The 26,794-nt window shown below is 49.7% G+C and carries 23 protein-coding genes; 6 read left to right on the plus strand and 17 right to left on the minus strand.

Translation table 11 applies throughout. The features are described from left to right. Nucleotides 1–9: 9 nt before the first annotated feature. Nucleotides 10–1,332, minus strand: coding sequence for an ABC transporter substrate-binding protein (locus tag CRG97_RS32440; protein ID WP_237566643.1), 1,323 nt, complete (start codon nt 1,330–1,332; stop codon nt 10–12). Nucleotides 1,333–1,611: 279 nt separating this feature from the next. Here CRG97_RS32440 and CRG97_RS32445 point away from each other — a divergent pair, with 279 nt between their 5' ends. Together CRG97_RS32445 and CRG97_RS32450 are read left to right on the plus strand one after the other, a co-directional pair. Beyond that, on the plus strand, nt 1,612–2,367 hold the full coding sequence (locus CRG97_RS32445; protein WP_098749572.1) for a helix-turn-helix domain-containing protein: 756 nt from the start codon (nt 1,612–1,614) through the stop codon (nt 2,365–2,367). Between the two features lie 237 nt (nt 2,368–2,604). After that, nucleotides 2,605–2,868 (plus strand): alpha/beta-type small acid-soluble spore protein, encoded by a 264-nt coding sequence (locus CRG97_RS32450; protein ID WP_202619028.1) that lies wholly within the window; start codon nt 2,605–2,607, stop codon nt 2,866–2,868. Nucleotides 2,869–3,035: 167 nt separating this feature from the next. Here CRG97_RS32450 and CRG97_RS32455 read toward each other — a convergent pair whose 3' ends face one another. From CRG97_RS32455 to CRG97_RS32490, 7 genes are all read right to left on the minus strand, one after another. Beyond that, nucleotides 3,036–3,839 (minus strand): MBL fold metallo-hydrolase, encoded by an 804-nt coding sequence (locus tag CRG97_RS32455; protein ID WP_071219359.1) that lies wholly within the window; start codon nt 3,837–3,839, stop codon nt 3,036–3,038. Nucleotides 3,840–3,846: 7 nt separating this feature from the next. Continuing rightward, nucleotides 3,847–4,596, minus strand: a complete 750-nt coding sequence (gene yycI, locus CRG97_RS32460; RefSeq protein ID WP_098749574.1) for a two-component system regulatory protein YycI — start codon at nt 4,594–4,596, stop codon at nt 3,847–3,849. 39 nt (nt 4,597–4,635) lie between these two features. Continuing rightward, nucleotides 4,636–5,916 carry a YycH family regulatory protein gene (locus CRG97_RS32465; protein ID WP_098749575.1) on the minus strand — a complete coding sequence of 427 codons (1,281 nt, stop codon included), beginning with the start codon at nt 5,914–5,916 and terminating at the stop codon, nt 4,636–4,638. Continuing rightward, entirely contained in the window at nt 5,913–7,742 is a 1,830-nt protein-coding gene (gene walK, locus CRG97_RS32470; RefSeq protein ID WP_098749576.1) for a cell wall metabolism sensor histidine kinase WalK, read from the minus strand. Before walK ends, CRG97_RS32465 begins: the two co-directional genes overlap by 4 nt. Then, nucleotides 7,742–8,473: a response regulator YycF gene (gene yycF, locus CRG97_RS32475; RefSeq protein WP_071219355.1), complete on the minus strand. Its 732-nt coding sequence runs from the start codon at nt 8,471–8,473 to the stop codon at nt 7,742–7,744. The genes walK and yycF overlap by 1 nt, the downstream gene beginning before the upstream one ends. A 1,220-nt stretch (nt 8,474–9,693) precedes the next feature. After that, complete coding sequence (locus CRG97_RS32485; RefSeq protein WP_098749578.1) at nt 9,694–11,262, minus strand: peptidoglycan DD-metalloendopeptidase family protein; 1,569 nt, start codon at nt 11,260–11,262, stop codon at nt 9,694–9,696. Between the two features lie 272 nt (nt 11,263–11,534). After that, a complete protein-coding gene (locus CRG97_RS32490; RefSeq protein WP_098749579.1) occupies nt 11,535–12,224 on the minus strand; it encodes a hypothetical protein in 690 nt (229 codons plus the stop codon). A 254-nt stretch (nt 12,225–12,478) separates the two neighbouring features. On the opposite strand from CRG97_RS32490, the gene CRG97_RS32495 reads away from it, so the two are divergent. The 4 genes from CRG97_RS32495 to CRG97_RS32510 all read left to right on the plus strand — a co-directional run bounded on the left by CRG97_RS32495 (nt 12,479) and on the right by CRG97_RS32510 (nt 16,457). Continuing rightward, nucleotides 12,479–13,156: a response regulator transcription factor gene (locus CRG97_RS32495; RefSeq protein WP_098749580.1), complete on the plus strand. Its 678-nt coding sequence runs from the start codon at nt 12,479–12,481 to the stop codon at nt 13,154–13,156. Beyond that, nucleotides 13,153–14,535: a sensor histidine kinase gene (locus CRG97_RS32500; protein ID WP_098749581.1), complete on the plus strand. Its 1,383-nt coding sequence runs from the start codon at nt 13,153–13,155 to the stop codon at nt 14,533–14,535. The genes CRG97_RS32495 and CRG97_RS32500 overlap by 4 nt, the downstream gene beginning before the upstream one ends. Nucleotides 14,536–14,658: 123 nt before the next feature. Next, nucleotides 14,659–15,759, plus strand: a complete 1,101-nt coding sequence (locus CRG97_RS32505) for an ABC transporter permease (RefSeq protein ID WP_098749582.1) — start codon at nt 14,659–14,661, stop codon at nt 15,757–15,759. Further along, a complete protein-coding gene (locus CRG97_RS32510) occupies nt 15,759–16,457 on the plus strand; it encodes an ABC transporter ATP-binding protein (RefSeq protein WP_098749583.1) in 699 nt (232 codons plus the stop codon). Before CRG97_RS32505 ends, CRG97_RS32510 begins: the two co-directional genes overlap by 1 nt. A gap of 434 nt (nt 16,458–16,891) precedes the next feature. On the opposite strand, the gene CRG97_RS32515 is transcribed toward CRG97_RS32510, so the two are convergent. The 9 genes from CRG97_RS32515 to CRG97_RS32555 all read right to left on the minus strand — a co-directional run bounded on the left by CRG97_RS32515 (nt 16,892) and on the right by CRG97_RS32555 (nt 26,649). After that, on the minus strand, nt 16,892–18,181 hold the full coding sequence (locus CRG97_RS32515; protein ID WP_098749584.1) for an adenylosuccinate synthase: 1,290 nt from the start codon (nt 18,179–18,181) through the stop codon (nt 16,892–16,894). Nucleotides 18,182–18,484: 303 nt separating this feature from the next. Then, nucleotides 18,485–19,849: a replicative DNA helicase gene (dnaB, locus tag CRG97_RS32520; protein ID WP_071219350.1), complete on the minus strand. Its 1,365-nt coding sequence runs from the start codon at nt 19,847–19,849 to the stop codon at nt 18,485–18,487. Between the two features lies 1 nt (nt 19,850). Beyond that, nucleotides 19,851–20,294 (minus strand): 50S ribosomal protein L9, encoded by a 444-nt coding sequence (gene rplI / locus CRG97_RS32525; protein WP_098749585.1) that lies wholly within the window; start codon nt 20,292–20,294, stop codon nt 19,851–19,853. Next, the gene (locus tag CRG97_RS32530; protein ID WP_098749586.1) at nt 20,291–22,291 is read right to left on the minus strand and encodes a DHH family phosphoesterase; all 2,001 of its coding nucleotides are present in this window, start codon (nt 22,289–22,291) and stop codon (nt 20,291–20,293) included. The genes rplI and CRG97_RS32530 overlap by 4 nt, the downstream gene beginning before the upstream one ends. An 11-nt stretch (nt 22,292–22,302) precedes the next feature. Beyond that, nucleotides 22,303–23,220, minus strand: a complete 918-nt coding sequence (locus tag CRG97_RS32535) for a DUF2232 domain-containing protein (RefSeq protein WP_098749587.1) — start codon at nt 23,218–23,220, stop codon at nt 22,303–22,305. Nucleotides 23,221–23,225: 5 nt separating this feature from the next. Continuing rightward, complete coding sequence (locus tag CRG97_RS32540; protein ID WP_179090743.1) at nt 23,226–23,528, minus strand: MazG-like family protein; 303 nt, start codon at nt 23,526–23,528, stop codon at nt 23,226–23,228. Nucleotides 23,529–23,789: 261 nt separating this feature from the next. Further along, nucleotides 23,790–24,224, minus strand: a complete 435-nt coding sequence (locus CRG97_RS32545; protein WP_076326274.1) for a CBS domain-containing protein — start codon at nt 24,222–24,224, stop codon at nt 23,790–23,792. A gap of 224 nt (nt 24,225–24,448) precedes the next feature. Next, nucleotides 24,449–25,435 carry an LCP family protein gene (locus CRG97_RS32550; protein ID WP_076326275.1) on the minus strand — a complete coding sequence of 329 codons (987 nt, stop codon included), beginning with the start codon at nt 25,433–25,435 and terminating at the stop codon, nt 24,449–24,451. Nucleotides 25,436–25,677: 242 nt separating this feature from the next. Then, on the minus strand, nt 25,678–26,649 hold the full coding sequence (locus tag CRG97_RS32555) for a D-alanyl-D-alanine carboxypeptidase family protein (protein ID WP_098749588.1): 972 nt from the start codon (nt 26,647–26,649) through the stop codon (nt 25,678–25,680). Between the last annotated feature and the right edge of the window lie 145 nt (nt 26,650–26,794).

A 26,794-nucleotide genomic window follows, 5' to 3' on the forward strand; every position in this document is an offset into this window, starting at 1 on the left:
ATATGATCCTTAGTAGCCACGCGATTTCATCAATTCATCGAATTCGGTAGCCGCCTCTTTCAGGGCATCTTCGGCAGCTCGTTCGCCGAACAGATATTTCACGACGGCATTCGGCAGAATTTCGCCTGTAATCGTCGAGCCTTCCGGAATCAGTGGCAAGGTCTCAAGACGGAAGGAATTCATAATGTCCGCATGCGGCTCATAGAAACTGTATTCCGAAGCCAAACTTCCAGTAAGTGCCGAAGTACGGGCAGGAATGTTTCCTACCGGCGCAGCTTTCTCCATCATTTCCTGGCTGGTTGCGAACTCCATCCATTGGAAAGCGGTTTCCTCATTGTCGGAATGCTTGGTCATGACAAAGCCGTATGGCAGATAGAAGCGTTTAATGTCGCTCGTATTGTCGTCATTTCCCGGAATTGCAGTGAAGCCAACCTTACCGGCAATAGTGGATTGATTCGGATCCTGCGCCATTTGCGCAACCGTAGTGGCCATCTCCGCCATCGCGCTGCGTCCTTGCAGGAATTCGGAGGAAGCATCCGACCAACCATACTGTCTGGCCGCAGGAGAAGCATACTGGAACAATTCCTTGAAATCATTCAACGCCTTGATACCCGCTTCATTGTTGAATTGCTGTTTATAATTGCTGTCGTATAAGTCGCCGCCGTAGTTAAACAGACGGTTATAGAATGCAAAACCAGACAGAATGCTATTCTCGCCCATCAGAGTCACACCGTACAGGTTCTCGTCCGGACGGTTAAAGAATGCTGCGATATCCTTGTACTGCTGCATCGTTTGCGGCGGCTGCAGCTCATAGCCATACTTGTCCTGGAACGCTTTCTTCTCGGCCGCATCTTCAAACAGGTCGGTCCGATACAGAATGCCGTGCGTTTCATTCATATAAGGAAGGAAATACAGCTGTTTGTCCGCACCGAAATAAGCGTTGTCGATTCCCGGAAAATCATCCAATTCCAGCTCGTCCAGCTTGGCCTGCTCCGTGGCAATCGGAACGATATAGTTCGCTAGTTGGAATTCAGGCACCCAGCCGATCGGGACATACGCCAAATCGAAATCGACCTGTTCGGATACAAATTTTAATTTAAGCTGTTGTTGATACTGGTCGTAAGGAAGTTCCACGACATTCACTTTCACGCCGTACTTTTCCTCGAAGTCAGGGATGATGCTCTTGAACGCATCCGCATGGGAACTGGTTTCCGCCATAATTGTCAGGGTCTTCGAACCCGAAGTCTCCCCCGATCCAGCCGTACTGCTTCCAGCTCCAGACCCGGAACATGCGGAGAGCAATAGTGAAACCATGAGTAATGCCGCTAACATTGTAAAACTTCTCTTTTTAGAAAATACCATGATAAGCCGACTCCCCCGTTTTTCTCTATAGTTTGTTTGTTCCTAATCCATAACCTGTAACGAAAATGACAGAAATACCGACAATAGAATAGAGACGTCCCCCCTAAAGCATAAGCTGACACGCCTTGTCGAATTGTCATAATAGGAACTAACTGATAGGATAATAACAATAAAACAGGCGGGATATCACCCGAATTCGGTCATCTTTTTACAATAATCGGCTAATATTTAGCCACAAGGAGGGGAATTATGGACCGATTGCTGTTTCTTTTCCATACTCACCATAAAAAAGACACCTATATTCAGCTGCATCAGCATAAATGCTATGAACTTGTTTATTACTTCGGCGGAAGCGGAAATACGCGGATCGGAATGTCAAATTTCGCCTTCAAACCGCATACCTTCGCTCTCATTTCTCCACATACCCTGCACGATGAGAAGCATACCTCCGATTCGGAGCTGCTCTTTATCGGCTTTCTCTGCGAACAGGAAGAGGCCATCCGCAATTTAAACAAAGTCATTGAGGATGACGATAAACATACGATCCAGCAGCTGATTCTGAGGATGGAATATGAGTTTACCTCCCAACAGGAGGGATATTATGAGATGCTCAATCTGCTCGTCAGCGAGTTGACCACGCAAATTCAGCGTCTGGTAGGTCTGAACAAACATCTCCAGCCGGATGAAGGACGGCTTAAATACGCCATCAATTATATGGACGAGCATTTTCAGCAAAAAATTTCCGGCGAATCATTAGCCAGCATGTCCGGGTACAGTTACGAGCGCTTCCGCCATTTGTTTAAGGAAACAACCGGCGTCTCTCCTCAGCACTATTTGCTGCGCAAACGGCTGGATCATGCCAAGTCCCTGCTGCTGCACACGGAAATGACCATCTCGCAAGTGGCTAACGATTCGGGATTCGTCAAGGACTCCCAGTTCTCTGCTGTATTCAAACGGGAAACCGGGGTTACTCCGATGGCCTTCCGCAAACAACCCAGCCTCTAATACGAAGTACATCTGAGGTATACCTCAATAAGTATATACGTTAGGTAAGATTTCGTCAGATATTGAACGCAAGCGATGCTCTGATTCTATCCTGTGTGCAGAATTTGCTACCTCTGCCACAGTCCCATTCTCTTCAACTCTTCCCATAGTTGAACTGGTTAGGTTATCCATTCATCTGTAGGTGACCTGCAGGGAATGTTATGAAGGGGAAACCATACTGTAAGGAGGGGTTATGGAATGGCTAGAAGATCAAGGCGGCGCCGGAGTCCCGAAATGCAGCAGTTCATGACCGACGTCATGCGGGAGGAAGGCTATCAAGTAGACCCGCAGAGACAGCAGGACGTCAAATATGAGGTGGCCAAGTCACTTGGTGTTCCGCTGAAGCCGGGCGACAACAGAGATCTGACCACCGAGCAGGCCGGTAAAGTCGGCGGTGCGATTGGCGGTTCCATGGTCCGGGAGATGGTTCGTATGGCGCAAGAGAGCCTCAGCAAGCGTTAAAACTAACCTTGTTTCTTGGATTATGGTATTCCTTAAACAGCAAAAACAGCTCCATATCATAGATCCCTATGACGGTGGGGCTGTTTTTGTAATGCCTGTATAATGATAACTAATATATGATGGCTTCGAAAATAAATTTCCTACGGTAAACCTGTCGTTGCCTAAACCTATTCCCCCACCTTATCCCAAGGGGTCGGACGGTCATAATACGTATCGCACAATTTGAACTCGCTATCCTTAAAGAAGCAGCCGCGGTCCTCCATCGTATCGCGTACGGTCATTCTCGCCAGCTCCATCATGTTGTGATCGAGACTGAGATGAGCAAGATATGTACGTTTGGTATCTCCCGTCAGCAGCTCGCTTAAGGCATCGCCTGCCGAATTATTCGATAAATGCCCCATGTCGCCGAGAATTCGGCGTTTGGTATTCCACGGATAGCGTCCCATCCGGAGCATCTCAATATCGTGATTGGCTTCCAGGACCAGGACATCCGATCCATCCAGCGCTTTCTTCACCTTATCACTGACATAACCGAGGTCCGTAGCGACGCCCAGCTTCTCGTCGCCGTCATAGAAGCAATAACCGACCGGTGCCGCAGCGTCATGGGATATTTCAAACGGCTCCACCCGAAGCGTGCCAAAATCCTTGACCTCATGACTCTCCAGCACAATCCGGTTCTCTTCCGCAATCTTGCCCAGCGACTTGCTCATCGCTTCCCACGTCTTCTCATTGGCATAGATCGGCAGATTGTATTTGCGTGCCACTGCGCCAAGCCCACGAATATGATCCGAATGCTCATGCGTGACCAGGATCCCGTCGATTTCTTCTCCCATCATTTCGCGTTCCTTCAACAGTTCATCGATGCGCCGTGCACTTAAGCCCGCATCAATCAGCAGTGTCGTATCCTCATTGCGGACAATGGTCGCATTGCCCGTTGAGCCGCTCGACAGCACGGAAAATGAAATCCCCATAGTCTTGTTACTCCTTTGTCGTATCGCTTTTTGGCGTCAGCACGTCCCCGCTGATGCCTTGTACATAGATCATCTCGCCATGATCCAATGTAAACCGCCAGGTTGGTGCTGCTAACTGATCCTCCGTATTAAACAACTGTCCATAATAGCCAAGCTGAATGTCCCTTACCGCCGAATCAGGCGGGATGAAATTACGTTCAATAAGTGTCTCCAATGCCTTCGATGCGGGCAGAACCTTCTGCTCCTCCATATCGCTGCTTGGCAGAATCTCAAACACGGGTACGCGAAACGCATAGATCTTCTGGGATTCATGGATAAACTCCAATTCCACATTAAATAGGGGCCATTCCTTCTGCACCAACGGTCGAAATACGAAGATGTTCTCCTTATCCGATGGCTCATCATGGCGATAGTTCCCAAGATCCGCGATCTTGCCTTCCAGCGCATTCCGCAATTCCTTCTCATCGGCATAAATCAGCTTGGTATCCACCGGCTGCTCCAGCCCTACCGGCTCTCCCTGGGCTTCCGCGCTGTAGATATAATTAATCTTGGGCAACTGCGGCGTTTCTGTTGGAATCGGACTCAGCAATTGAATCCCATTTTTCTCCATCACCTGCTGGGTGCTCTCGGAAAGCGAGGTAAAATCCAGATTGGAGCCGAGCTGCTCGCGGTAATCCATCCAGAGCTGATAGCCCAGCACCAGATTCAGCAGCAAAAACGCGTAAATCAATACATTTTTGGCACGGCCCCAATCCATGATCATCCCTCCTTGTGATTCAATTACCATCTTCATCATTTATTCGAGTGTGATAACTGACCCGTTCTGGAGCTCCAAGGCCCATACAGGCTTCAACAGCAGCCCTTCTCCGGTCCGCACCGGTAAATAGGCAGGATCCAGACCTATAACCATATTTTTCTCCTCGATATAAGGCTTCAGCTTCGCTTCCAAGGCCTCGCCCCCCGTCAGCTTCACCATCTGCTTCTTCAAGGCAGCAGACTCAAGATATAAGAGCGAGCGCTCATACGAGGTTACCGTTCCCTGCTGTAAATCCAATTCCATGACGCCATACTGAAAGCCTGGTGTATTCAGGATCGGGAATCCGCCATAGTACTGCTGGAATTTCACCAGCGTTCGATCCTCGGATTCACCCGCCTTAGCCAGCCTGTACGTGCCATTCCAGCCCCCGTGCTGATTCACGAAATCGATGGCCGACAGCACATCCTTGCCAGGGCTGCTCTCACCGGATGGCGGTGCAGCCGGATCGGTATAACTGATCCATTTCTGCCCCTGGTCCACCTGCAGGCTCCGCTTACTGTCCGTATAAATCTCGGACCCGTCTTTTTCCCGGATGTTGCGGGTGATACTAGGGTCAAAGAACAGGCTTCGCTGCATCTGCTCTACCGTATATTCGCCAATCGGCAGTTCAATGCTGACCATATTCAGTTCCTTCTCCGGGGTATAATACCGGCCATTCACCATCTTATACGGTGTCCAGCTCAGCCCGAAGTCCACCAGTTGATCCACGTCCTGTACGGTCAAATCCGCCTGTGCAGCTTCATAAACGACATCGCCCTCCGTACTGAAAAACATCACATGGATCTTCGCTTCGCCTTCCACGCTGTACAGCCATATTTTATTGATGCTCTCCCCTTCAAACAGGGAATCCGGAACGATCTGCATCACTCTCTGGAGCAGGGTAACCGGAATGCCCGAATCAAAGCTCAGCTCAATGCCCCGATTCTCGGAGCGAACCTTGGCCCAGTCGATGTTGCTGACCATCCTACGCTGAAAATTATCAAAAGTCCGCCCTTTAAGCCGGTTATACACAAGATTGTAGAACGTATCGTTCGGATAGAACACCGTATGTTGGTCTTCGCCCAGATGAATAATCATCTTGTCGGGAAAGAGCAGATTCTCGGCCTTTTCCTCCGGGCCCATTTCCTCGGTTCGGATATAGGCGTTCTTGGATTGCACAACCGAATCACTGCCTGGAAAGCGGAAAATCAAAACGTAACTCTGCAGCAAACTGCCAACGACCAACACAACCAACAGAATGGTCTTTAATCGCTCCTTCACGTTAACGCCCTCCCCTCGTAATCCAGGGGCAAGGTGAAGGTCACCGTGGTGCCTTTCTCCAGCTCGGAATGAAGCGTAATAAAACCTCCATGTGCCCTGACAATTTCCCGGGCAATGGATAAACCGAGGCCTGTTCCGCCTAAATTGCGCGTCCGAGCCTTATCTACCCGGTAGAATCGCTCGAAGATCCGGTCAAGATCCTTCTTCGGAATGCCGATCCCGGTATCCTTTACCGATAAGGACAGCATGCCTTCCTCCGTAATGCTTGCATCCATGGTGATAGTGCCTCCGTCTGGCGTATATTTAAGAGCATTAGATATCAAGTTGTCGAGAACCTGATCAATGCCATCCCGGTCCAGCATAGCTGTCGATACGCCCGGTTTCACCTCAATAATGGTACGGATATGCTTTTGCTTCATTTGAAAAGAGAAACGGTCCTCTACGTCCTCCAGCATCTCCACAATGTCCGTTGGCTCCTTATGCAGCGCAGCCTCCTTGGAATCAAGCCGTGACAGATGCAGCAGGTCCGTTACCAGCCGGATCATCCGGCCGGTCTCATTCTGAATGACGCCGACAAATCGCGGCCCCATCTGTTTATCCTCCAGCGCCCCATCCTCCAGCGCCTCGGTATAACTCTTGATGGTTGTCAGCGGCGTGCGCAGCTCATGGGATACATTCGCCACGAACTCCCGCCGGGATGCTTCCAATTTTTCTTGCTCTGTAACGTCTTGCAGCACCGCAATCGTACCGGTGATGCCGATCTCCCGCCGGTGAATCGGAGTAAAGGTCACACGCATCATGAACGGTTCGCTGCCCTCGTGCGGCACAATCTCCAGCAGTTTGGAATCATGACCTTCACTGAGCGCCAGCGCCTCCGACTCGGACTCCTCAAGACCCAGTAGGGACACAATATCGTGTCCTGCCAGCTCTTCCCCTTCCACGCCCAGCATTTCGCCGGCGCGCCGGTTCATTAGAATGACGCGTCCCGCTTCATCGGTTGCGATAACACCGTCGCTCATATTGGTCAGAATCGAAGCAAGCTTCTCTTTCTCTTCTTCGTTCTGCGAGAGGGCTTCGCGCAGACGGCTGGTCATATAGTTGAACGCCTGGCTGAGCTGGCCGATCTCATCGCTGCCGAACACTGGCGTTTTCTCGGTAAACCGGCCATCCGCGACAGCCCGGGCATGCTTGGTCAGCTCCTTGATCGGATGGGTAATCGTATGTGACAGGATTACGCCAAGCACCGCCGTCAAACCAAGGGCCAAGAGAATGCCCGATATAAAAATATTGTTGATCCGCTGCATCGTGCTGTACAGCTCGCTCATGCTGGCTACGATATAAATCGCACCAACGATTTTCTCGTTGTACATGACGGGCTTGGCCACCACTTTTTTGCGGATATTATCATCATCGATGATATACTCTTCATTATCCTGTATTCCCTGCAAGGCCCGGCTGACAACCGTCTGCGTGTTCTTGGTGTTCACATAATCAGCGTGGGAGGGCAGCGAGGTCGTCAGTACCCGCCCGGTGGGATCCAGCACCTGGATCTCGGCTCCGTTCAAATTGAACAGATTGTTCACCATAATCCGCAGGCTGTCGATCGAATCCTCTTCCGAATCATTCTCGCCGCCAAGGGTCTTAGCTGCCAGCACTGACATCAGCTCGGCGCGCTCCTGCAAATCCTTCGTGAAGTTGCTGGTCAGCGAGTTCTTCATCGCACTAACAAAATACACCCCGATCAGCTGCATCGCGATCAGAATGAGAAGGACATAGATGATGATGACCTTCGCCTGAATGGTGCGGAAGAAGGACAGCCACTTCATTACAGGCCTCCGTTTTTAGCGCTGCGCATCAGGTAGCCTAGTCCGCGCCGAGTCAGGATATATTCCGGCTTGCTCGGATTCTCTTCAATCTTCTCGCGAAGTCGGCGAATCGTAACATCCACAGTCCGCACATCGCCAAAGTATTCAAAACCCCATACCGCCTGCAGCAAATGTTCACGAGTCATCACTTTGCCGGCATTACGGGCCAAATAATACACCAATTCATATTCGCGGTGCGTCAAATCGAGCGCTTCCCCGCTTTTGTATACCATGTACATATCGGTATCAATAAACAGCTCAAACAGCCGCAGGCCTTGTCCGCCTGCACTTGTGCCGCCTGTGTTATCTGCTGAGTTGTCCGGCTTCTGCTGACGGCGCAGATGCGCCTTCACGCGTGCCAGTATTTCTCTGGTGCTGAACGGCTTCGTCACGTAATCATCTGCGCCAAGCTCAAGTCCAAGCACCTTGTCGATCTCCCCGTCCTTTGCCGTCAGCATGATAATCGGGATCTGCAGGTTCGCGGCACGTACCTCGCGGCACACATCCATTCCGTCTTTTCCGGGCAGCATCAAGTCAAGCAGCATTAAATCCGGCCGCTTCGTGAGTGCAATCTCTACCGCGCTAATGCCATCAAAAGCGCAGATGACCTCATAGCCCTCTTTTTCCAAGTTAAACTTTAAAATATCGGCGATGGGTTGTTCGTCATCCACCACCAGAATGGTTCCCTGCATTGTCCTGTTCACCTCATACCTTCACTTAAAGAGGATGTTCAAAAAGTCCCTCTTTGATCACGAAGCAGCACCAGTAGCCCACTCGACATCGAATCTTGAATTCAGCCGGGCTTTCCGGTGCTCACGTACCCAAAACGTACGCTCCGCTCCTCAATCCCTAGCTTCATCCAACCTTCTTGGTGCTGAAAGTTTGACTTTTTGAACTCACACTTAAACGGTCTTCCTCTCATTTTACCACACCTGTCGCCGCTACACACCCACCGCTCCTAACCAGTTGACCCGATTTAGGGGGTGGTCACTTTGACGATAAGCTCCAATGAATAACAGATCAGGCGTAAGAGAAGAGGATCCCCTTCGCTTTATGGGTGCGCGGATTAAAATGATGAAGATCGTGCTCTTGTAAGAGCGTCTCCATAGTTGAAATTCATAACTTTTCTGGATTATGATGGAATCATCCTTCTTTAAGGGAGTTTCATCCGTTTTATTTAAGTTAAGAATGAGAGCTCAATCTATAAATATAGGAAGGAGTTATATGGATGGAAAGTACAAATATAGTTACTCATTTTAGACCCATATATATTCTGTTTATCCTCATTCTGATCATCTCATTGTTCATCATGATTTTTCGGAATCGCCATAAAATAATCAATGGTTTTACAATCGCAATAATTACCCTTATTAGTTTGGCAGTATCCGCTCATCTGACCTATCAAATAGGTTACCTTGCAGATGAATTAGGTACCAGCGGCGACGCTGTCTCCTTTATGATGTTTATTGTAGTAGTGATACTAACGTTGGTTAATCTCCTAGTCTACGCCTACAAAAGAGAATAATTCATATCGAGGGACACCGCTTGCTACACCACTGCAGACTTATTTCCCGTTCTGTCCCACCCACACCGCCTCCCTACGGCCGCTCGATTTAGGGGGCGGCCACCAGCTTCGCAGCTTAGCCGGAATGTACGGGGATGGAATCGACAGATAAGGGAAAATATCTTGGAAGACGCCTTTGGGAGTCCTTTGTCCCCTCATAAAATTCAATTCAGACAAAGGGCGGACAACAGCGGCTGGAAAGATATTTCCCGTTCTGTCCCACATCCCCACTCCAACTGGCAAGACGCAAAGATGGCCGCCCCCGTTAAGGAGCGGCCATCTTCACTATTATGATATATGAACCAATAATGGCTTATGTCGCATTGGTTTACCTAGTATAACACAGAACTACAGATAATTCATCGGATTTTGGGCAACTCCATTTTTTTGCACTTCGAAATGGAGATGAGTTCCAGTAGAACGGCCCGTATTGCCCATGACGCCCAGCTTGGAGCCTTGTCCAACGGATTGTCCGCTGCTCACGGAAATCCTGCTCATATGCCCGTATAGGGTGCGGTATCCATTGCCATGATCGACAATGACGACATTGCCGTAACCGCTCTGCTGTCCAGCGAAGACCACTGTTCCCGAGGCGGCTGCCATAATCGTGCTTCCGCCAACCATATCGACACCCTCATGGCTTCTGCCCCAGCGATGACCGTAGGCACTCGTAATGCGTGCCCCGCTGACCGGCCATGCGAACATGCTGCCGTCGGATTTCTGGGTCACCGTTACTGCTTTTTTCTTAGGCGCCACCTTGGTGCCTTTGTACACAACTTCCGGCAGCGATTCCTGAACCACCTGTTGACCCGTCCATTGCTTGGAGATAACCTTCCCGTTCTCTTTGGTCACGATGTAATCCACGGTTTTGACGCCATCCCGCCCGGGACGAACGACCTTTCGTTTCCCAAGTGGAAGCTCGCTGCTCTTGCGGACGATCGTTTCCGGTTTGCTTGGCTGCTTCAACGACACCGTCTCCACCGTTCTTACCGTCAGCGGCGCTTCCGGCTTCGTCACCTGCAGCTCGGCTCCGATCTGAACGTATTTCTCCTCCAGCCCCGGATTCAGGGCCATGACGTCAGCAGACTTCATGCCGAAATGCTGTGCAATTGAGGAGATCGTATCCCCCTCTTTCACCGTGTACACCACGGGCTTGTCCTTCGTGCCCGTCAGCACCTTCACCGCTTCTTCCACGTCCAGCACCTTGTTCGGATCAGCCTTCGTGTTGGCCAGCGAGATTTTTTCTTTAATGTCAACCGATTGGAGCCCGCTTCCGTCACCACTCTTCTTGCCCGATGCCGATGCGGACGTCTTCGTGAAAGCGACCTTCTGCGTCTTCTCTTTCTGGGCAGCCGCCGGCGCGAACTTCAGCTTGGCTGCTTCGACGGCAGCTTTGGCCGTCTGCTGATCCTTCACGATCGCCACTGTCTTGCCGTTCACCTTCAGCTCCACGCCGCGGGCATATGCCTTCAGGATGTTATCCAGCTTATGGAGTGTCTCCTCGCTGTTCACCTCTGGTTTATAGGAACGGTCGGCTTTGGTTGTAATGCCGTTGGTATTGAGCACCATAAGTACATCTGGGTACTCTTCCTGATATTCCTTCTGCTTCTCTTTAATCAGCTGGTTAAGCTGGGCATCATCTTGAATGGTACCGATTGCTTTTCCATCTACAAACACATGATAGAACGGAATCGTATTCGCGTTCACATACGCTTTTCCGCCCGTATATATCGATCCTGCTATGAGCAATGCCCCTGCCGAAATCCAAATCCACCTGCGCGGTGAGTTCCATCCCCGTTTTTGTGGATTCGACGGCTCCGAGCGCTCACGATTCGAGTTGTTGTTGTGGGCAGAATGATCGGCTGCTTGCTTACGCAAGAGGCTGTCTATCCACCGTTTCCCCTTAGAACCTTTCATGTCTCTCTCCTTTAAGCCTTGTTCATATGTAAGAATCCATTCATCTGAACTTGCTGACTTAGCATTGAATGTGACACAACCTGTCAAAAGGTATCAAAATTTTAACCTTTTCGATCTTCGTATACTTTAACATAGCCTTTACAATCATTTCAAGTTTACGAAAACGGCGATAAACCCGCGCCCAGCGCGGGTTTCCTCATTTTTCCTAATATATAACCTTAGCAAGTCAGTGACAAAACAGTGACAGAACAGGCCTGAACGCCGTCATACCGTTATTCTTTGAGCATGGTGATCAGTTTATCGAATTCCTCTGCATTCAAATATTTGGATATGCCCTGCTCAATGTCCGCAAGTTCCGCCGCGGTCAGCCCATCCTCCATCGCCTCGGAGATCTTCTGCATTTCCGATTGGGGCAGCTTATTCATCAGCATGGTAAAAATCTCTTCCTTCTCCTCTGTTGGCAGACTGTCCTTTCGATCCACAATTTCTCCCGGTGTCATTACAATCTCCTGATCCTCCAGCGAGGAATCGTCTGGCTGCTGTGTCGTGTTCGTGCCCATCACGGGCAAGGAATTATCCGGTGCCTCTTCATCATTTGGCGTCTCCCCTGACGTTCCCGATGATCCCGAACTCGTCTCTTCGTCCTCCTTGGTCCCTCCATTCGTTTCGGAGCCGGCTCCTGATGCCGGTTCATCGTCCGCGGAGCCTTGATCTTCTTCCAACTGGCTATTATCCTTCGCGGCATTGACGCTTCCCGCATCCGGCTTGGTGCCGGAGCCCATGCCCAGCATCGACTTCATAATACCTCCAACCCCCATCGGCTCCGTCTCCAGCTGAATGTTAAAACTGGACAACACCGATTGAATATAGGCATTGACCACGATGCCTGTTGTCACAATCGTGAGCGTGCTCACCAGGATAGCGGTCAGGCTGATTTTCAGCAGCCATTTCGTCCACTTCATCCGTACTCCTCCTTCCTCATGCATGCTCTGAAATGACATGGCCATAATTGCTTTCTTTTTCCAGTATTGACGGCTCGGAATCGCTTCAATCCCATTTCCCTCATTTTTTCTACTTCCATTTGATATATTTCATGATTCGGTTGGATTTAGGTCACACTACTTCCATGCGATAGAGAGTACAATCGACCGCAGACCGGAATTTATGATACATATATAATCAATCGGTACTTCATATGAAGGAGGTCAATCTAGCAATGATTCATATATTAATCGCGGATGACGACGCGCATATTCGGGAACTGCTGCAATATCATCTGCAATCCGAAGGATACACGGTGTTTACTGCCGCTGATGGGGAAGAAGCTTCTGCTCGCTTGGCGGAGGAACAAGTTCATCTGGCTGTCGTAGATGTCATGATGCCGAACAAGGACGGTTATCAGCTCTGCGACGAAATCCGGCGTTATTATGATTTTCCCGTCATTCTGCTGACGGCCAAGGATCAGCTCGTGGATAAGGAGAAGGGCTTTGCTGTTGGAACGGATGACTACTTAACCAAACCATTTGAACCAAGGGAGCTGCTGTTTCGAATTAAGGCACTTCTGCGACGGTATCAGATGGTCAGCGCGGATAAGATCCATCTGAACGAAACGACCATCGACCGCAAAAGCTATGAAGTCCAGGGGCACGGGAAGGTACTGATGCTGCCGATGAAGGAATTTGAACTGCTCTCCCAGCTTGCGAGCTACCCGGACCGGACGTTCTCGCGCGAGGAATTGATTCAGCTCATCTGGGGAACGGATTTTGACGGAGATGACCGGACCGTTGACGTCCATATCAAACGGCTGCGGGAACGCTTCGCGGACCGAAGCGGAGATTTCCAAATACGGACCATTCGGGGTGTGGGGTATAAATTGGAGGCGATGCCGCAGTGAAAACCCTCTATTCGCGAATCGTCCTCACTACCATCGCCATTATGGTTATCAGCAGCCTGATTGCTTTTGTGTTTTCTAATCTCTACTACCAGTACAATCTCAAGCCCTTCAATGATCAGAAGGTCACCACCATGGCCAAGGATATCGGGGATTTCTATGACAGCCACCCGGAGATTGATATTCATGAATATCTCCACCACATCGGACAGCTCGGCTATCAATTCTATCTGGTGAACGATCAAGGCAAGACGTGGCTCTATGGCGGCATTTTCCGTGAGCGGGACCTCTCGCCCGAAACGGTGCAGCAGGTGCTGGACGGTAAGGTATACCATGGCATCGCGGAGTTCCCATCGGAGCTGTTCATTACCGGCTTTTTTGACAATGTCCTAAGCAATTCCATCGGCATTCCATTACAGGTAGACGGCAGCCCTCACGCGCTCTTCATCAGGCCCGATATTACCGTTCAGTTCGGCGAAATGCGCATCTTCTTCTCGATCATTATGGCCATCGCCATCCTGCTGAGCATTCTGCTTGTAGGCATCATTACGCGATATATCGTGAAACCGATTGTGAAGTTAACCGTGGCTACCCAGAGCGTGGCGCAGGGCCAATATAACATTGAGCTGAATGTCACCCGGCGGGATGAGCTGGGACAGCTCGCGAATCATTTTTCCCAGATGGCCAAAGGTTTGGCGCAGCTGGAGCAGATGCGTCAGGAGTTTGTATCCAATGTATCGCATGAAATCCAGTCACCGCTTGCCTCCATTCAGGGCTTTTCGCAGACGCTGCAAACCAAGCGCTTGTCCGAAGAACAGCGGCAGCATTACTTGTCGATCATTGAAGCGGAGAGCCGCCGAATATCCCAACTTAGCAAACAGCTGCTTATGCTGGCTTCCTTGGATAAGGAAGAGAACATTCTGGAGAAATCCACCTTCGACGTTGCCGAGCAAATCAGGCAGGTATTGTTTCACACCGAATGGAGCTGGCGCAGCAAGGACTTGACCATCGATATGTCGCTGCCGTCAACCTATATCTATGGTGATCAACACCTGCTGCATCAAGTATGGACCAACCTCATCACCAACAGCATTAAATTTACGGCTCCAGAGGGCGTCATCTCGCTGCGTGTCACCGAACAAAACAACAAACAATGCAGCATCGAGATCTCGGATACGGGCATTGGCATTCCGCAAGAACATCTCCCTCACATCTTTAACAGGTTCTACCGTGTGGATGAGGCTCGGGATCGTTCCGAGGGCAGCAGCGGATTGGGCTTATCCATTACTCAGAAGATTGTTGAGCTCCATGGCGGGCGTATTGAAGTAACGAGTGAGCCTGGAAAAGGAACCACCTTCACCGTCATCCTCTCCATCGTGTAATGCAGCCTTATCTTAAGTTCATGCTCCGTTCATATTCCATTCCTATACTTGAGGCATATCCCGCAAAGATCGATAAAAAGGGATGATGCGCTACTCAATTACAGGAATGGAGATGAGAAACACATGTTTCTTGCACTGCGTGAACTTCAACATGCGAAGCTGCGCTATCTGCTGATTGGTTTCATTATGGTACTGATTGCCTGGCTCGTCCTGTTCGTGACGGGATTGGCTCAAGGGCTCTCCTCCGATAACGCCTCTTCCATACAAAATATGAAAGCCGACTATCTGGTCCTTCAGGAAGAGTCCGATCATCGGATCAATCGCTCCATTCTTACCGAGGAGCTCTGGACCGAAGTGCGGAGCCACCCAGGTGGAAACAAGGCCACCCCGCTGGGGGTACACATGAACACGCTGACTAAGGAAGGCTCCACAGCCAAATTCGATGCAGCTTTTTTTGCCATCGACGTGGAGAGCATGTTAGCTCCCAAGGTTGTTGAAGGTACCATGATTAACAATACGGATTCGGACCATGTCATGGCCGACCGCTCCTTGAAAGATGACGGGTACCAGTTAGGTGACCGGATCGTTGATCAGGCTACAGGCGCCACATATACCATTGCGGCGTTTACTGAAGGACAGTCCTTCAGCCATGCTCCGGTTATTCATATGAATTTTGAAGGGTGGAAGGCTCTTCAGCCAAGGAGTGCGAAGCAAGAACCCATCTATAGTGCAATTGCTTTGAATGGCAGTCCGGAACAAAAGGAAACCCTAGCGCGGGACATATCTGGTATTGAGATTATAACGAAAAACGATGCGCTGCAGGGCATCCCCGGATTTAAGGAGGAGCAAGGCTCTCTCATCATGATGATTGTATTCTTGTTTGTGATCGCGGCTTTTGTCCTGGCTGTGTTCTTTTACGTCATCACGATTCAGAAAATGAATCAGTTCGGCGTCCTGAAGGCCATTGGAGCTGGAACCGGCTATCTGGTGAGGAATCTAATTTTTCAAGTCCTGACCCTTACCATCGTCAGTCTTGCGATCAGCATTGGCCTGACTTATGGAGTATCGATCCTGTTGTCCGGCATCGTGCCGTTTTCATTACCCCCTTCGGTCGTCCTGCTCTGTTCGTTGCTATTCCTCGCGGTATCCCTGATGGGATCGCTATTGTCGCTGTATCGCGTCATCAAGATCGATGCCATCGAAGCTATCGGGAGGGCTGCATAATGAAATCATCCAAACTGTTATTGGATCAGGTGAGCAAAGAATTCGGCGATGGGGATACCACAGTTAACGTACTTAACAACATATCACTGGACATCAAAAGCGGGGAATTTGTCGCGGTTGTCGGGCCTTCCGGCTCCGGCAAAAGTACCTTTCTCTCCATTGCAGGGGCACTGCTATCCCCTACCCAGGGACGAATATGGATGGGCGATCAGGAGGTTACAAGGCTATCTGCAAAAAAATTGAATCGGCTGCGGCTGAACCATATCGGATTTGTCTTTCAATCCTCCAATCTGATTCCTTATCTGACTGTTCGAGATCAGCTCCTTCTGATTGCCAAGCTGGCAGGTCAGCACGGCCAGGAGCCGCAGCAGCGGGCGGATGAGCTGCTTCATCGGCTGGGTTTATCGCACCGTAAGTTTTATTACCCTGAGAGCTTATCCGGCGGCGAACGACAGCGCGTTGCGATTGCCCGGGCATGGATGAACAATCCGGAGCTCATTCTGGCAGACGAGCCGACTGCAAGCCTGGATTCGGAGCGCGGTCGAACCGTTGTTCAGATGCTCGCCGATGAGGTCAAGTTGCGCCAGAAAGCCGCCGTCATGGTCACGCATGACAAGCGCATGCTCGATCTATGTGACCGAATCGTCTATATCGAGGACGGCAAGTTAACCGAACAGCGACCGCCCACTCTGCTATAGTATGAAAAAACCGGATTCATCCCTAGTAACCTAGTAGATGAATCCGGTTCTTTATTATGCTGGATCGTGTACCTTGTCCAGCTCTCAAGAAGGCCACACCCCTCATTGAATTCGTATGGCTTCTGTCCCCCCTACATGATCTGACTGCATATACCCGCTGCCTTTAGCCCCAATTCCAAATTATCAGCGTGCTGTCCTCTATGTCTCTCTCCATTATAGGGTGGATGGACAACCGACTAAGGGATAATATTATTCAAATGCAGGGACAAATTCTTCCACCTTTAGGGTATCAATGTTATCTCACGATGCGTTTTGATCTCCACCTTCTTTACCAAAAAGAAAAACCCGCCGACAATATCTATCGGCAGGTTCATAGACCTATCTTATTGTTGAAGTTGAACTTCTAGTCTCTTTATCCTTGGTCCAACGCTAGATTATTTCTCGTAAATTGGAAGCACTTGATTCGTCTGCTCCCGGTTGCGACCAACGGAGAAGATAGCAATCGGAATACCGGTCAGCTCGGATACGCGCTCGACATAGCGACGGGTGTTCTCCGGCAGATCCTCCAGCGTTTTTGCTCCGGTAATGTCTTCGTTCCAGCCTGGCAGCTCTTCATAGATTGCTTCGCATTCAGCAAGCATTTTCAGGCTTGCTGGATAGTGTGTGATTTCTTCACCGCGGAATTTATATGCAGTACAGATCTTAACGGTCTCAAGACCACTCAGCACATCAAGCGAGTTCAGGGACAAGCCGGTAATTCCGCTCACACGGCGGGCATGGCGTACAACTACGCTATCGAACCAGCCTACGCGGCGAGCACGTCCGGTCACCGTGCCGTATTCATGTCCTTTTTCACGAATGTACTCACCGATCTCATTGTCCAGCTCCGTTGGGAAAGGTCCATCCCCTACACGCGTCGTATAGGATTTAGCCACACCGATCACCTGTTGAATCTTCGATGGCCCTACACCGGAGCCGATACATACACCGCCGGCAGAAGGATTCGAAGACGTAACGAACGGGTACGTGCCTTGGTCGATGTCCAGCATAACGCCTTGCGCGCCTTCGAACAATACTTTTTGATTCGCATCGATCGCATCATTCAGGATGACGGAAGTATCACGCACATATTTACGAATGATTTCGGCGTATTCCAGGTATTGCGTCAGAATCTCTTCAACATTGAGTTCTTCTCCGCCATACACCTGGGTAATGACTTGATTCTTCTCCTTCACCAGATGGCGAAGCTTCAGCTCGAACTCTTCCGCATCCATCAAATCTGCGATCCGGATACCGTTACGTGCCGCTTTATCCATGTAGCAAGGGCCGATTCCCTTGCGGGTCGTACCGATTTTGTTCGGACCTTTGCGGTCCTCTTCCAGAGCATCCAATACCATATGATAAGGCATGATAACATGAGCACGATCACTGATTACCAGATTATCCGTGCTGAACCCGTTATCATGAATATAATTAATCTCTTCAATAAGTGCAGCCGGGTTAACGACCATACCGTTTCCGATCACACAGGTTTTATCTTTATAGAATACTCCGGATGGAATCAAGCTAAGCTTGAATTTTTTACCGTCAATCAGAATGGTGTGGCCGGCATTGTTGCCGCCTTGGTAACGGGCTACCACGTCAGCGCTTTCCGCCAAATAATCCGTGATTTTCCCTTTCCCTTCATCTCCCCATTGTGTTCCCACAACGACTACCGTTGACATATTCATTCCTCCGCCCGGGCTGTTACACCCTTAATATTTCACGTAACACTGATGAAATAACCTCTACATGATGATTAAAATTCAACCTCACTGCACTAAAGCAGCAATACCAGTGTAACAGTCCCCATTTTTAAAGTCAAATACAAAAACGAACAATCGCACATCAGTGTGTACGATTGTTCGGAATTAGGACGAGATTATACAATGATTGCCGCATTATTCGGGGAACCGCCATAAGAAATGCCCCTAACTTACAGCTAGCGGCAGGTATCTGTCTGGCTAGACTAAGGTTGAATACCGCCGTTATCCGGCGGCGAAGGCATCGGCATGCGTTCGCTCGTAATTGACGAATTTATTAAAGTTCTTCAGGAAGACCAGTTCCACCGTACCTACAGGACCGTTACGCTGTTTGGCAATGATGATCTCGATGATGTTCTTCTTCTCCGTCTCCTGATTGTAATAATCATCCCGGTACAAGAACGCAACGATATCGGCATCCTGCTCAATCGAGCCGGATTCCCGAAGGTCACTCATCATCGGACGCTTATCCTGACGCTGCTCCACGCCCCGGCTGAGCTGTGACAGCGCAATAACCGGCACTTCGAGCTCACGGGCGATTTGTTTAAGCGTACGCGAGATCTCGGATACCTCCTGCTGCCGGTTCTCCCCGGCCTTGCCGCGTCCATGAATGAGCTGGAGGTAATCGATCAGGATCATGCCGAGCCCCTTCTCCTTCTTCAGACGGCGACACTTCGCACGTATATCGGCAACCGTAACGCCCGGTGTATCATCAATGTAGATCTCGGCTTCCGACAGAGCTGCAATGCCCATCGTAAGTTTGGACCAATCCTCATCTCCTTTGAAATCACCGTTACGCATGACGCCGGCGTCCAGGTTAGCCTCCGCACAGATCATACGCTGTACGAGCTGCGGCGCTGACATCTCCAGACTGAAGATCGCTACGGTTTCCTTGGCACGAATCGCCACATTTTGGGCAATATTCAAGGCAAATGCGGTTTTACCTACGGAAGGACGGGCAGCTACGATGATCAAATCGTTGCGCTGGAATCCGCTTGTCATTTTATCCAAATCCACAAAGCCGGATGGAATGCCCGTTGTATTCCCCCGGTTCTGATGGAGAACCTCCACCTTCTCGAATACTTCCATCAGCACATCTCGGATCGCAATAAATCCACTGCCTGTGCGCCGATTGGAAATCTCGAGAATGCGGCGCTCCGCCTCGCTGAGCATACCGGATACATCTTCTCCTCCGGTATATCCTTCACTTACAATCTGTGTTGCAGTTCGAATCAACCGCCGCAGCATCGATTTCTCTTCGATGATCTGTGCGTAATAATCCACGTTTGCAGCCGTCGGGACCGCATGAGCCAGCTTTGCTAAATAGCTGACGCCTCCGACCTCTTCCAGCTGCCCTTTATCTTGCAGGAGAGATGTAAGGGTCACCAGATCGATCGGTTGATTGCCTTCCCCGAGCTGCACCATAACTTCATAGATCATCTGATGCGTTTTGTCGTAGAAGTCCTCGGCCTGCACCCGCTCCATCGCTGTAATCAGCGCTTCACTTTGCAGCAGAATGGCACCCAGCACCGCCTGCTCTGCCTCAAGGTTCTGCGGGGGGACCCGATCGAAATAGAGTTCTCCTCCCATATTACTCCTCCGTAATTTGAACCTTGAGCGTCGCCTTGACGTCAGGATGCAGCTTCACCGGAATCTGGGTAACACCCAGACTGCGGATCGGATCGCTAAGTTCAATTTTGCGTTTGTCGATTTTGATCTTCTGACCTGCCAGAGCCTCAGCAATTTGTTTGCTGGTAATGGCGCCGAACAAACGGCCGCCCTCTCCAGCTTTAGCTTTCAGGACAACCGTCATCTCTTCCAGCTTTTTACCGAGCGCCTGTGCTTCTTCCTTCTCCTGAGCCTTGCGCTTATCCTCGGAAGCCTGCTGCTGCTCCAGCGTCTTCATGTTGCCGTCGGTTGCCGGACGAGCGACTCCCCGCGGAATCAGGAAGTTCGTTGCGTATCCTTCCGAAACTTCCTTCACTTCACCTTTCTTGCCTTGACCCTTCATATCTTTTATGAAAATGACTTTCATTCAAATAACCCCTCTTTCGCTTCGATGTCCTTCAGTACTTCCATCAACTTCTCCTCGGCTTTCTCAGGCGTCGTATCCAGTTGTACTGCGGCGTTCGTTAAATGTCCGCCTCCCCCGAGACGTTCCATAATCATCTGAACATTCATCTTGCCCATAGAGCGGGCGCTGATGCCAATCTTGCCGTCAGTGCGTTCGCTAATGACAAACGATGCCTGCACATCCGTCATATTCAGCAGCATATCCGCTACTTGAGCGATCAGCAGCTGCGGCATAGGCTCCCCACTCTTCGATACCGCAATGGCGATATGGTCATATACCATTTTAGCATGTTTCACGATTTCTGCCTTCGCTATAAATTCTGTCAGATCTTCCTTGAGCACCCGCTGAATCATCATCGTATCAGCACCGTGACGCCGTAGGAAACCGGCAGCCTCGAACGTTCTCGATCCCGTATGGAGGGCAAAATGCTTGGTATCTACCGTGATCCCTGCCAATAGGGCCGTCGCCTCAACCGGAGTAAGAGATACCCGCTCGTGAATATATTGCAGCACCTCGGTAACCAGCTCACAGGTCGAGGAGGCATACGGTTCAAGATAGATCAGCACCGCGTCATTAATGAACTCTTCTCCGCGCCGGTGATGATCCATCACCACGACACGGCTTGCGCGATGAACCAGCCGCGGCTCCATCGTCATGGAGGCTTTATGCGTATCAACCACAACGAGCAATGTATGCTCTGTCATCATCTGCATCGCTTGCTCGGTGGAGACGAATCGGTTCATCAAGGCCTCGTCCTTGCGGACCTCTTCCATAAGCCTCGAAATCGACGGATTCATTCCCTCCATCACGATATAAGCCTCCACTTTATACATCTGGGCTGCTTTCAGTATGCCGATTGCAGCGCCGACCACGTCCATATCCGGCAGCTTATGGCCCATGATGATCACTTTGTCGCTCTCCTGCATCAAATCACGCAGCGCATGGGAGATGACACGTGCCCTTACGCGCGTCCGTTTCTCCACTGCATTGGATTTACCGCCGTAGAAGGAAAGCCTTTGACCCGCTTTGACGGCAGCTTGATCTCCGCCGCGGCCCAGCGCCATATCCAAACTGGATTGTGCTAGCTGCCCCAGCTCCGTAATGTCGTCTGAACCGAAGGCAAGGCCAACGCTTAGCGTCAGCGGTACCTTCAGATCGGCGGTCATTTCCCGGACTTCATCCAAGATGAGAAAACGGCTGTTCTCCAGCGCATCGAGCGACCTGTGGTTGAGCATCATCAAATAGCGGTCCGAAGAAAGTCTCCGCAAATAGACGTTAAATTCACGCGCCCAATCGGTGATCTCACTGGTTACCTTCGCAATCAATGCCGTACGCTGTTGATCATCCATCCCCTGCGAGGCCTCATCGATGTTATCCATCATGATAATGCCTAAAGCCAATCGCTCATCCTCATACCGCTGCCTTAGCACGGCCAGCTCGGTAATCTCATCCAGATAAATGAGTCGCTCATCCGGAATGACCGTTGCTCCATAGAACTTATCCTCGTGGGAGATCTCCAAACGAATTTCTTTCGGCAGCTTCTCCTTGTTATCCTTCTTCTCTTGGGCTTCCTTCATCGCGTTAACCAGCTGAGGAAACAACTCCTGCAAGGATACCCCGACCAACGACTGATGCGGAAACATATTGACTACGAATTGGTTATGCCACTCCACTGTCTTGTCTTCGCTATACAGCACAATGCCAAACGGCAGTACGCTGACCGCTTCGCCCTCGACCCGCTGAATCCGAAATGACAGATCCCCAATATAATCCACCAGCTCCCGGCGGAATTTCATCTCCGTCTTCAGCATCGCATAGCCGCCTACCACCGCAAGCAGCAATCCGACCAGCCCCAGAATGGTATTGTAGAACGACAGAAAAATAACAAGCAGAAGCACCAGCGCAAACGCCCAGACGGTATGATAGCCGTGCCAGCGCTTCTGCAGAAATTTAGGCATGACTCATCACCCTATCTTTTGGTTTTACTAAACGCCTGACGAAGTGGGAACGCCAAGTCCAGGATTCCGATAATCATAGCCGGCGGGAACAGCACAATCGGTATAGCCGTCAAAAGCGGTACAATCGGATGCCACTTCCGTTCGTGAGCGAGGTAGTAGAAGAACCCCAGCGCTTGGATCATGAAGCAGATCTGCAGCAAAGGTGTAGCGTTAGCCGCAATCATCTTCATGAAGGTATTGTCCGAATTAACGGTTGCTATGTTGATGAAGAAAATGAGCAAGTAGTACCAGATCAGGGAACGCGGCAGCATCCATTCTCTAGCCGGCTTCAGCCGCGGTACGGTCAAGCCCATGCTGTTGAGTGTAGGACGAGCCAAAGCATGGGTTACCACCGTCATAAGGAACGAGCTGATAATCATCGCAAATGGAACCAAGCGCATCGTTTGATCTTTAATGAACTGTGTATCGAGTTCGGTGCCAAGGAACTGTCCGCCCAGGCCGCCTTCTACACCCATCTCAGTGAGCGGAGCGGTCGTCATCTTCACAATCTCATCCACGTACTCCGACAGATTTAATTGGAAGAAGGCCGTGCTGATCATGAGCAGAACGAGCATTTCCACCAGCATGACAGCCATGCCATACTTCAATACCTGCATGGCAGCCTTCCGCTTCCGGTACAAATACCCCATGACGATCCCCGGAATGGCAAAATAGATCGCGAATAACACATATATGGGATGAATCAGAAGCGCGATCAGCCACACGGGCACCACATGCATGATAAATGATTTTGTATTCAAAGCCGTAAACAGAATCGCAACCGGCAGAACTAACAAGAAAGCCGTTACGATCGAAAAGGGTGTGAGTAGTGATAGCAGCAGAAGCAAATAAATAACGCTCCATACCGCCGTAGTCCAGCGCAGTTTCAATATGTTCACCTCTTACGTAAATGTTCTTCAAGCGCGGAAATATCCTGGTACCAATCTTCCAGTTGATGTCCTTCCTGCTTATGCTTTTTCAATTTCTCTAACAAGAGATCGTCCAAATCCCGATAGGTCAAGCCGAGCCTTCGGCCCAGTATGTATGAGCTCATCATCAGGCTTGCCAAACTGTCTCCAACCTTTGTAGTGCTGCCTTCCCATAGAGCTTTGAATAACCGGGATACATTGTCAATTACTTCGGTTTTGAGCCATTCAATCACTTTGGCGCGTTTAGCTACATCCAAGTCCTTCGGCATATTTGGCATATCCATCTCTCCCTGAAAACAGCTTTATTCTCCATTATAGCATAAAAAAAAGCCGCCCACACAAAGGCCCATGCACCCTGTCCATCCTTAGAACCAGCGGATAGAGATAACCTACCTTCTCTTTGTACTCCAATCGGGCCCCGGTTATTCCTCCCCGCTCTTTCACTGCTGCCTCGCTTCTATAAAAATAGGACGTGTTACCCACATTGTCATCGTGGTCCCACGCCCTTGTTTATTCACAAATCTACTTGATTATGATGCCCCGTGGGACTCCATCGTCTCCTTGGAGACAAACCGTTCACAATACTCAATGATAAGGCTTCTGCGTACAATGCCGATAAAGCGGTTCATATCGTCCACCACAGGCACAAAGTTCTGCACCTTGGCCAGATTAATCAGATCCTCCATCCGGGCGTCAATCGACACCGGTTTAATATCCATACGAAAAGGAACATCCTTCAATAAAAATTTCGAAGCATTCTCAAAAGTGATTTTGCCATCCGAATTTTTCATATGCCACAACAGATCACCTTCCGTTACAGTCCCTGCGTACTGTCCGTTCTTATCCAGTACGGGCACAGCCGTGTATCGGTGAAACTCCATCCGTTCCAGCGTCTGCCTGAGCGTAGAATCCAGTGTTAAACAGATCACTTCCTGCTTCGGTAATAGAAAAAAAGCGATATTCATAATGCATTATCCTCCTTATGACTCCAACTTCTGAAGTCATGTTAAGTAACCTTCCTGATTTAAAGCCTAGGTATGCAGGTTACTCCTTCCCCTATCCATACTCATACATACGTTAACTTCGTCGTTCTGATTCCTTGTATAGGGCACAAAATCAGCAGCCATCCGACTGCTGATTGAGATGAAGCAACGTACTATGACATTCATCCGGGTATACCGGTGTATATTTATTTCAACTTTTGCTTCTCTGCATCTTTGGGCTGCAGCAGCTGGTCAGCCGGTGTATCCGGATTCATCCAGTTGTCAATTAAATCCCGAGCTTCCTGCACATCATCCATGTCGGGCTCGTTGTAATAGACGCCGCCAATTTTCATGCCTTCCCCCATGATTGTAAAGCTGGTCATATCCACTTTGCCCCCGGTCAGCATCTGCTTCGCCAGGTCAATAATGAATTTAGGCTGCATATCGGTCTGGAAATTATCTCCCATGATCTCAATAAGTTCAGGCACCTTGCCGATCTGATCAAGCTTCATCACCCGCTTGGCCGCTACGTCCAAAAACACTTGTTGTCTCTTCGCACGATTAAAGTCGCTATCTTCCCGATATCGGACATAATTCAAAGCTTCCTCGCCGTTATAAATCGGTTTGTTGGCTTCAATCGTGAATTTCTCATGGTCTCTGCCTTTATTGACGATATCCTTGCCGATCGGCAGCTCCACGCCCCCGATGGCATCAACAACATTCTTCAAGCCCTTAAAATTAATGGAAGCATAATAATTAAGTTCTTCCTCGAAAAATGCCTCCATCGTATCTTTGGCCATTTGATGTCCGCCAAATGCAAACGCGTGGTTAATCTTGTCTTTCTTGTCCTTACCGATAATATCGACATACGTGTCCCTTGGAACCGATATTAAGAGCACTTTGGACTCCATGGGACGTACAACCGCATAGATCAACGTATCCGAACGCGCAGGTTCATCCTCCCGCTGGTCACTCCCAAGCAGCATAACGGAGAACGGTTCGCTCTGGAGTACTACAGGTTCAGGGGTCTTGTCGCTCTGGAGCGGTTTATACGATTTCTGCAATGATTCCTCTACATCTTTTGCCATAAACAGATCAAATGCTACAACCGCAAGCTGCGTTCTGAACAGAAACGCGGTGGAGCCCAGCAGTATGACCAAAGCGAGAGTAATATATATTGATTTCCTCTTCATGAGTTCGATTCCTTCTTTATTATAAAATAATTTAATGGATAAGTCAGATCGTTAAAGGTCCTTGCTTGCACCCCAAGCTACTTGGCTCACCCTCCTCTCCTTATTAAACGGGAACTCTTCCCGTTGACTCACTTCATATCAGTAGGCCAGTTTCAACACATCATCTATTGTAAACCAGATTATTGTCAAATGTGAACCCTTCACGGGCAGTTCTATAAATCTACCAAATCTTCAACGATCCGCTAAACGGGTCTCTTATCATACGTAAGAGCAGCTGTGACTCCTGAATATTGAAACCAGTCATCCAGTCGCTCTCTCCATGTTAACGTTTTAGCAAATCCGTAGTCAAACAGCTTGCGTGTCTCTTCGAATCTTGCTTCTTTAGACTCGGTACCCATGACAACGGCAACAAGCCGACTGCCTTGTTTCTCCGCGGTGCCCGTGAAGCAGTATCCTGCATTGACCGTGTACCCTGTTTTTAAGCCGTCCGTGCCTTCATAGGAATAAGGGCCTCCTACCGATGGCAGCATCCAATTGGTGTTGCTTAAATATAAATTGCGTCCACTGATCTTGGTTTGGGTCTTGCTGGAGGTGCTAAGAATATCCGGGTGGCTGCGAATCAAATGCGCTGCCAGTTTGGCCGTATCCTCTGCGGTCATCACTGTTTCTCCATCCAATGGCCAGGCTTGATCGCTGCCTGTGTCTCGCTCGACTCCTGACGCGTTCACGAATCGTGTCGCGCTGGATAAACCAATCTCTTTTGCTTTGGCATTCATTTTTCGGACAAACGCTTCCTCAGAGCCCGCAAAATGCTCGGCAAGTGCTACGGCGGCATCATTCGCCGAATAAACCGTTATGCTCTGGAACAATTCGCGCACCGTCAGAATTTCACCCGATTTCAGGGCAATCTTAACTCCTCTGACGTCCGTTGCGAGATCGCTTATTTTGACTTCATCGTCCCAGGATCTGTTCCCGGTTTTGATATCATCAAGAATAACCAACTCGGTCATCAACTTGGACATGCTTGCAGGCGGTAAAGGTACATCGCCATTTTTGCTGAGCAAAATACGCCCGGTATTTAAATCCATCAAGACAACCGCTCGCGCGTCCACCTTCGGTTTAAACCCCGCTCGTTCTATATTTCCTATGACAACCGCCCCAATCGGGACGATAATTAACAACATCATGACGAACCAAAGCCACCGTTTTCTCATAGAATTAGCCCTCCATAGTTATAGACGGTTGAAAGGCTCTTTTGGTCTGCTTTTTTTCAGAAATTTTATTTAGAAATTTTTGTAAATGCAGTTGATTAGTCACTCGAAAATAAAAGAGAGACCCCCTTCCGTCCGCAGACGGAGG

Source organism: Paenibacillus sp. EZ-K15 (assembly GCF_002573715.1).
Taxonomy (GTDB): Bacteria; Bacillota; Bacilli; order Paenibacillales; family Paenibacillaceae; genus Paenibacillus_AQ.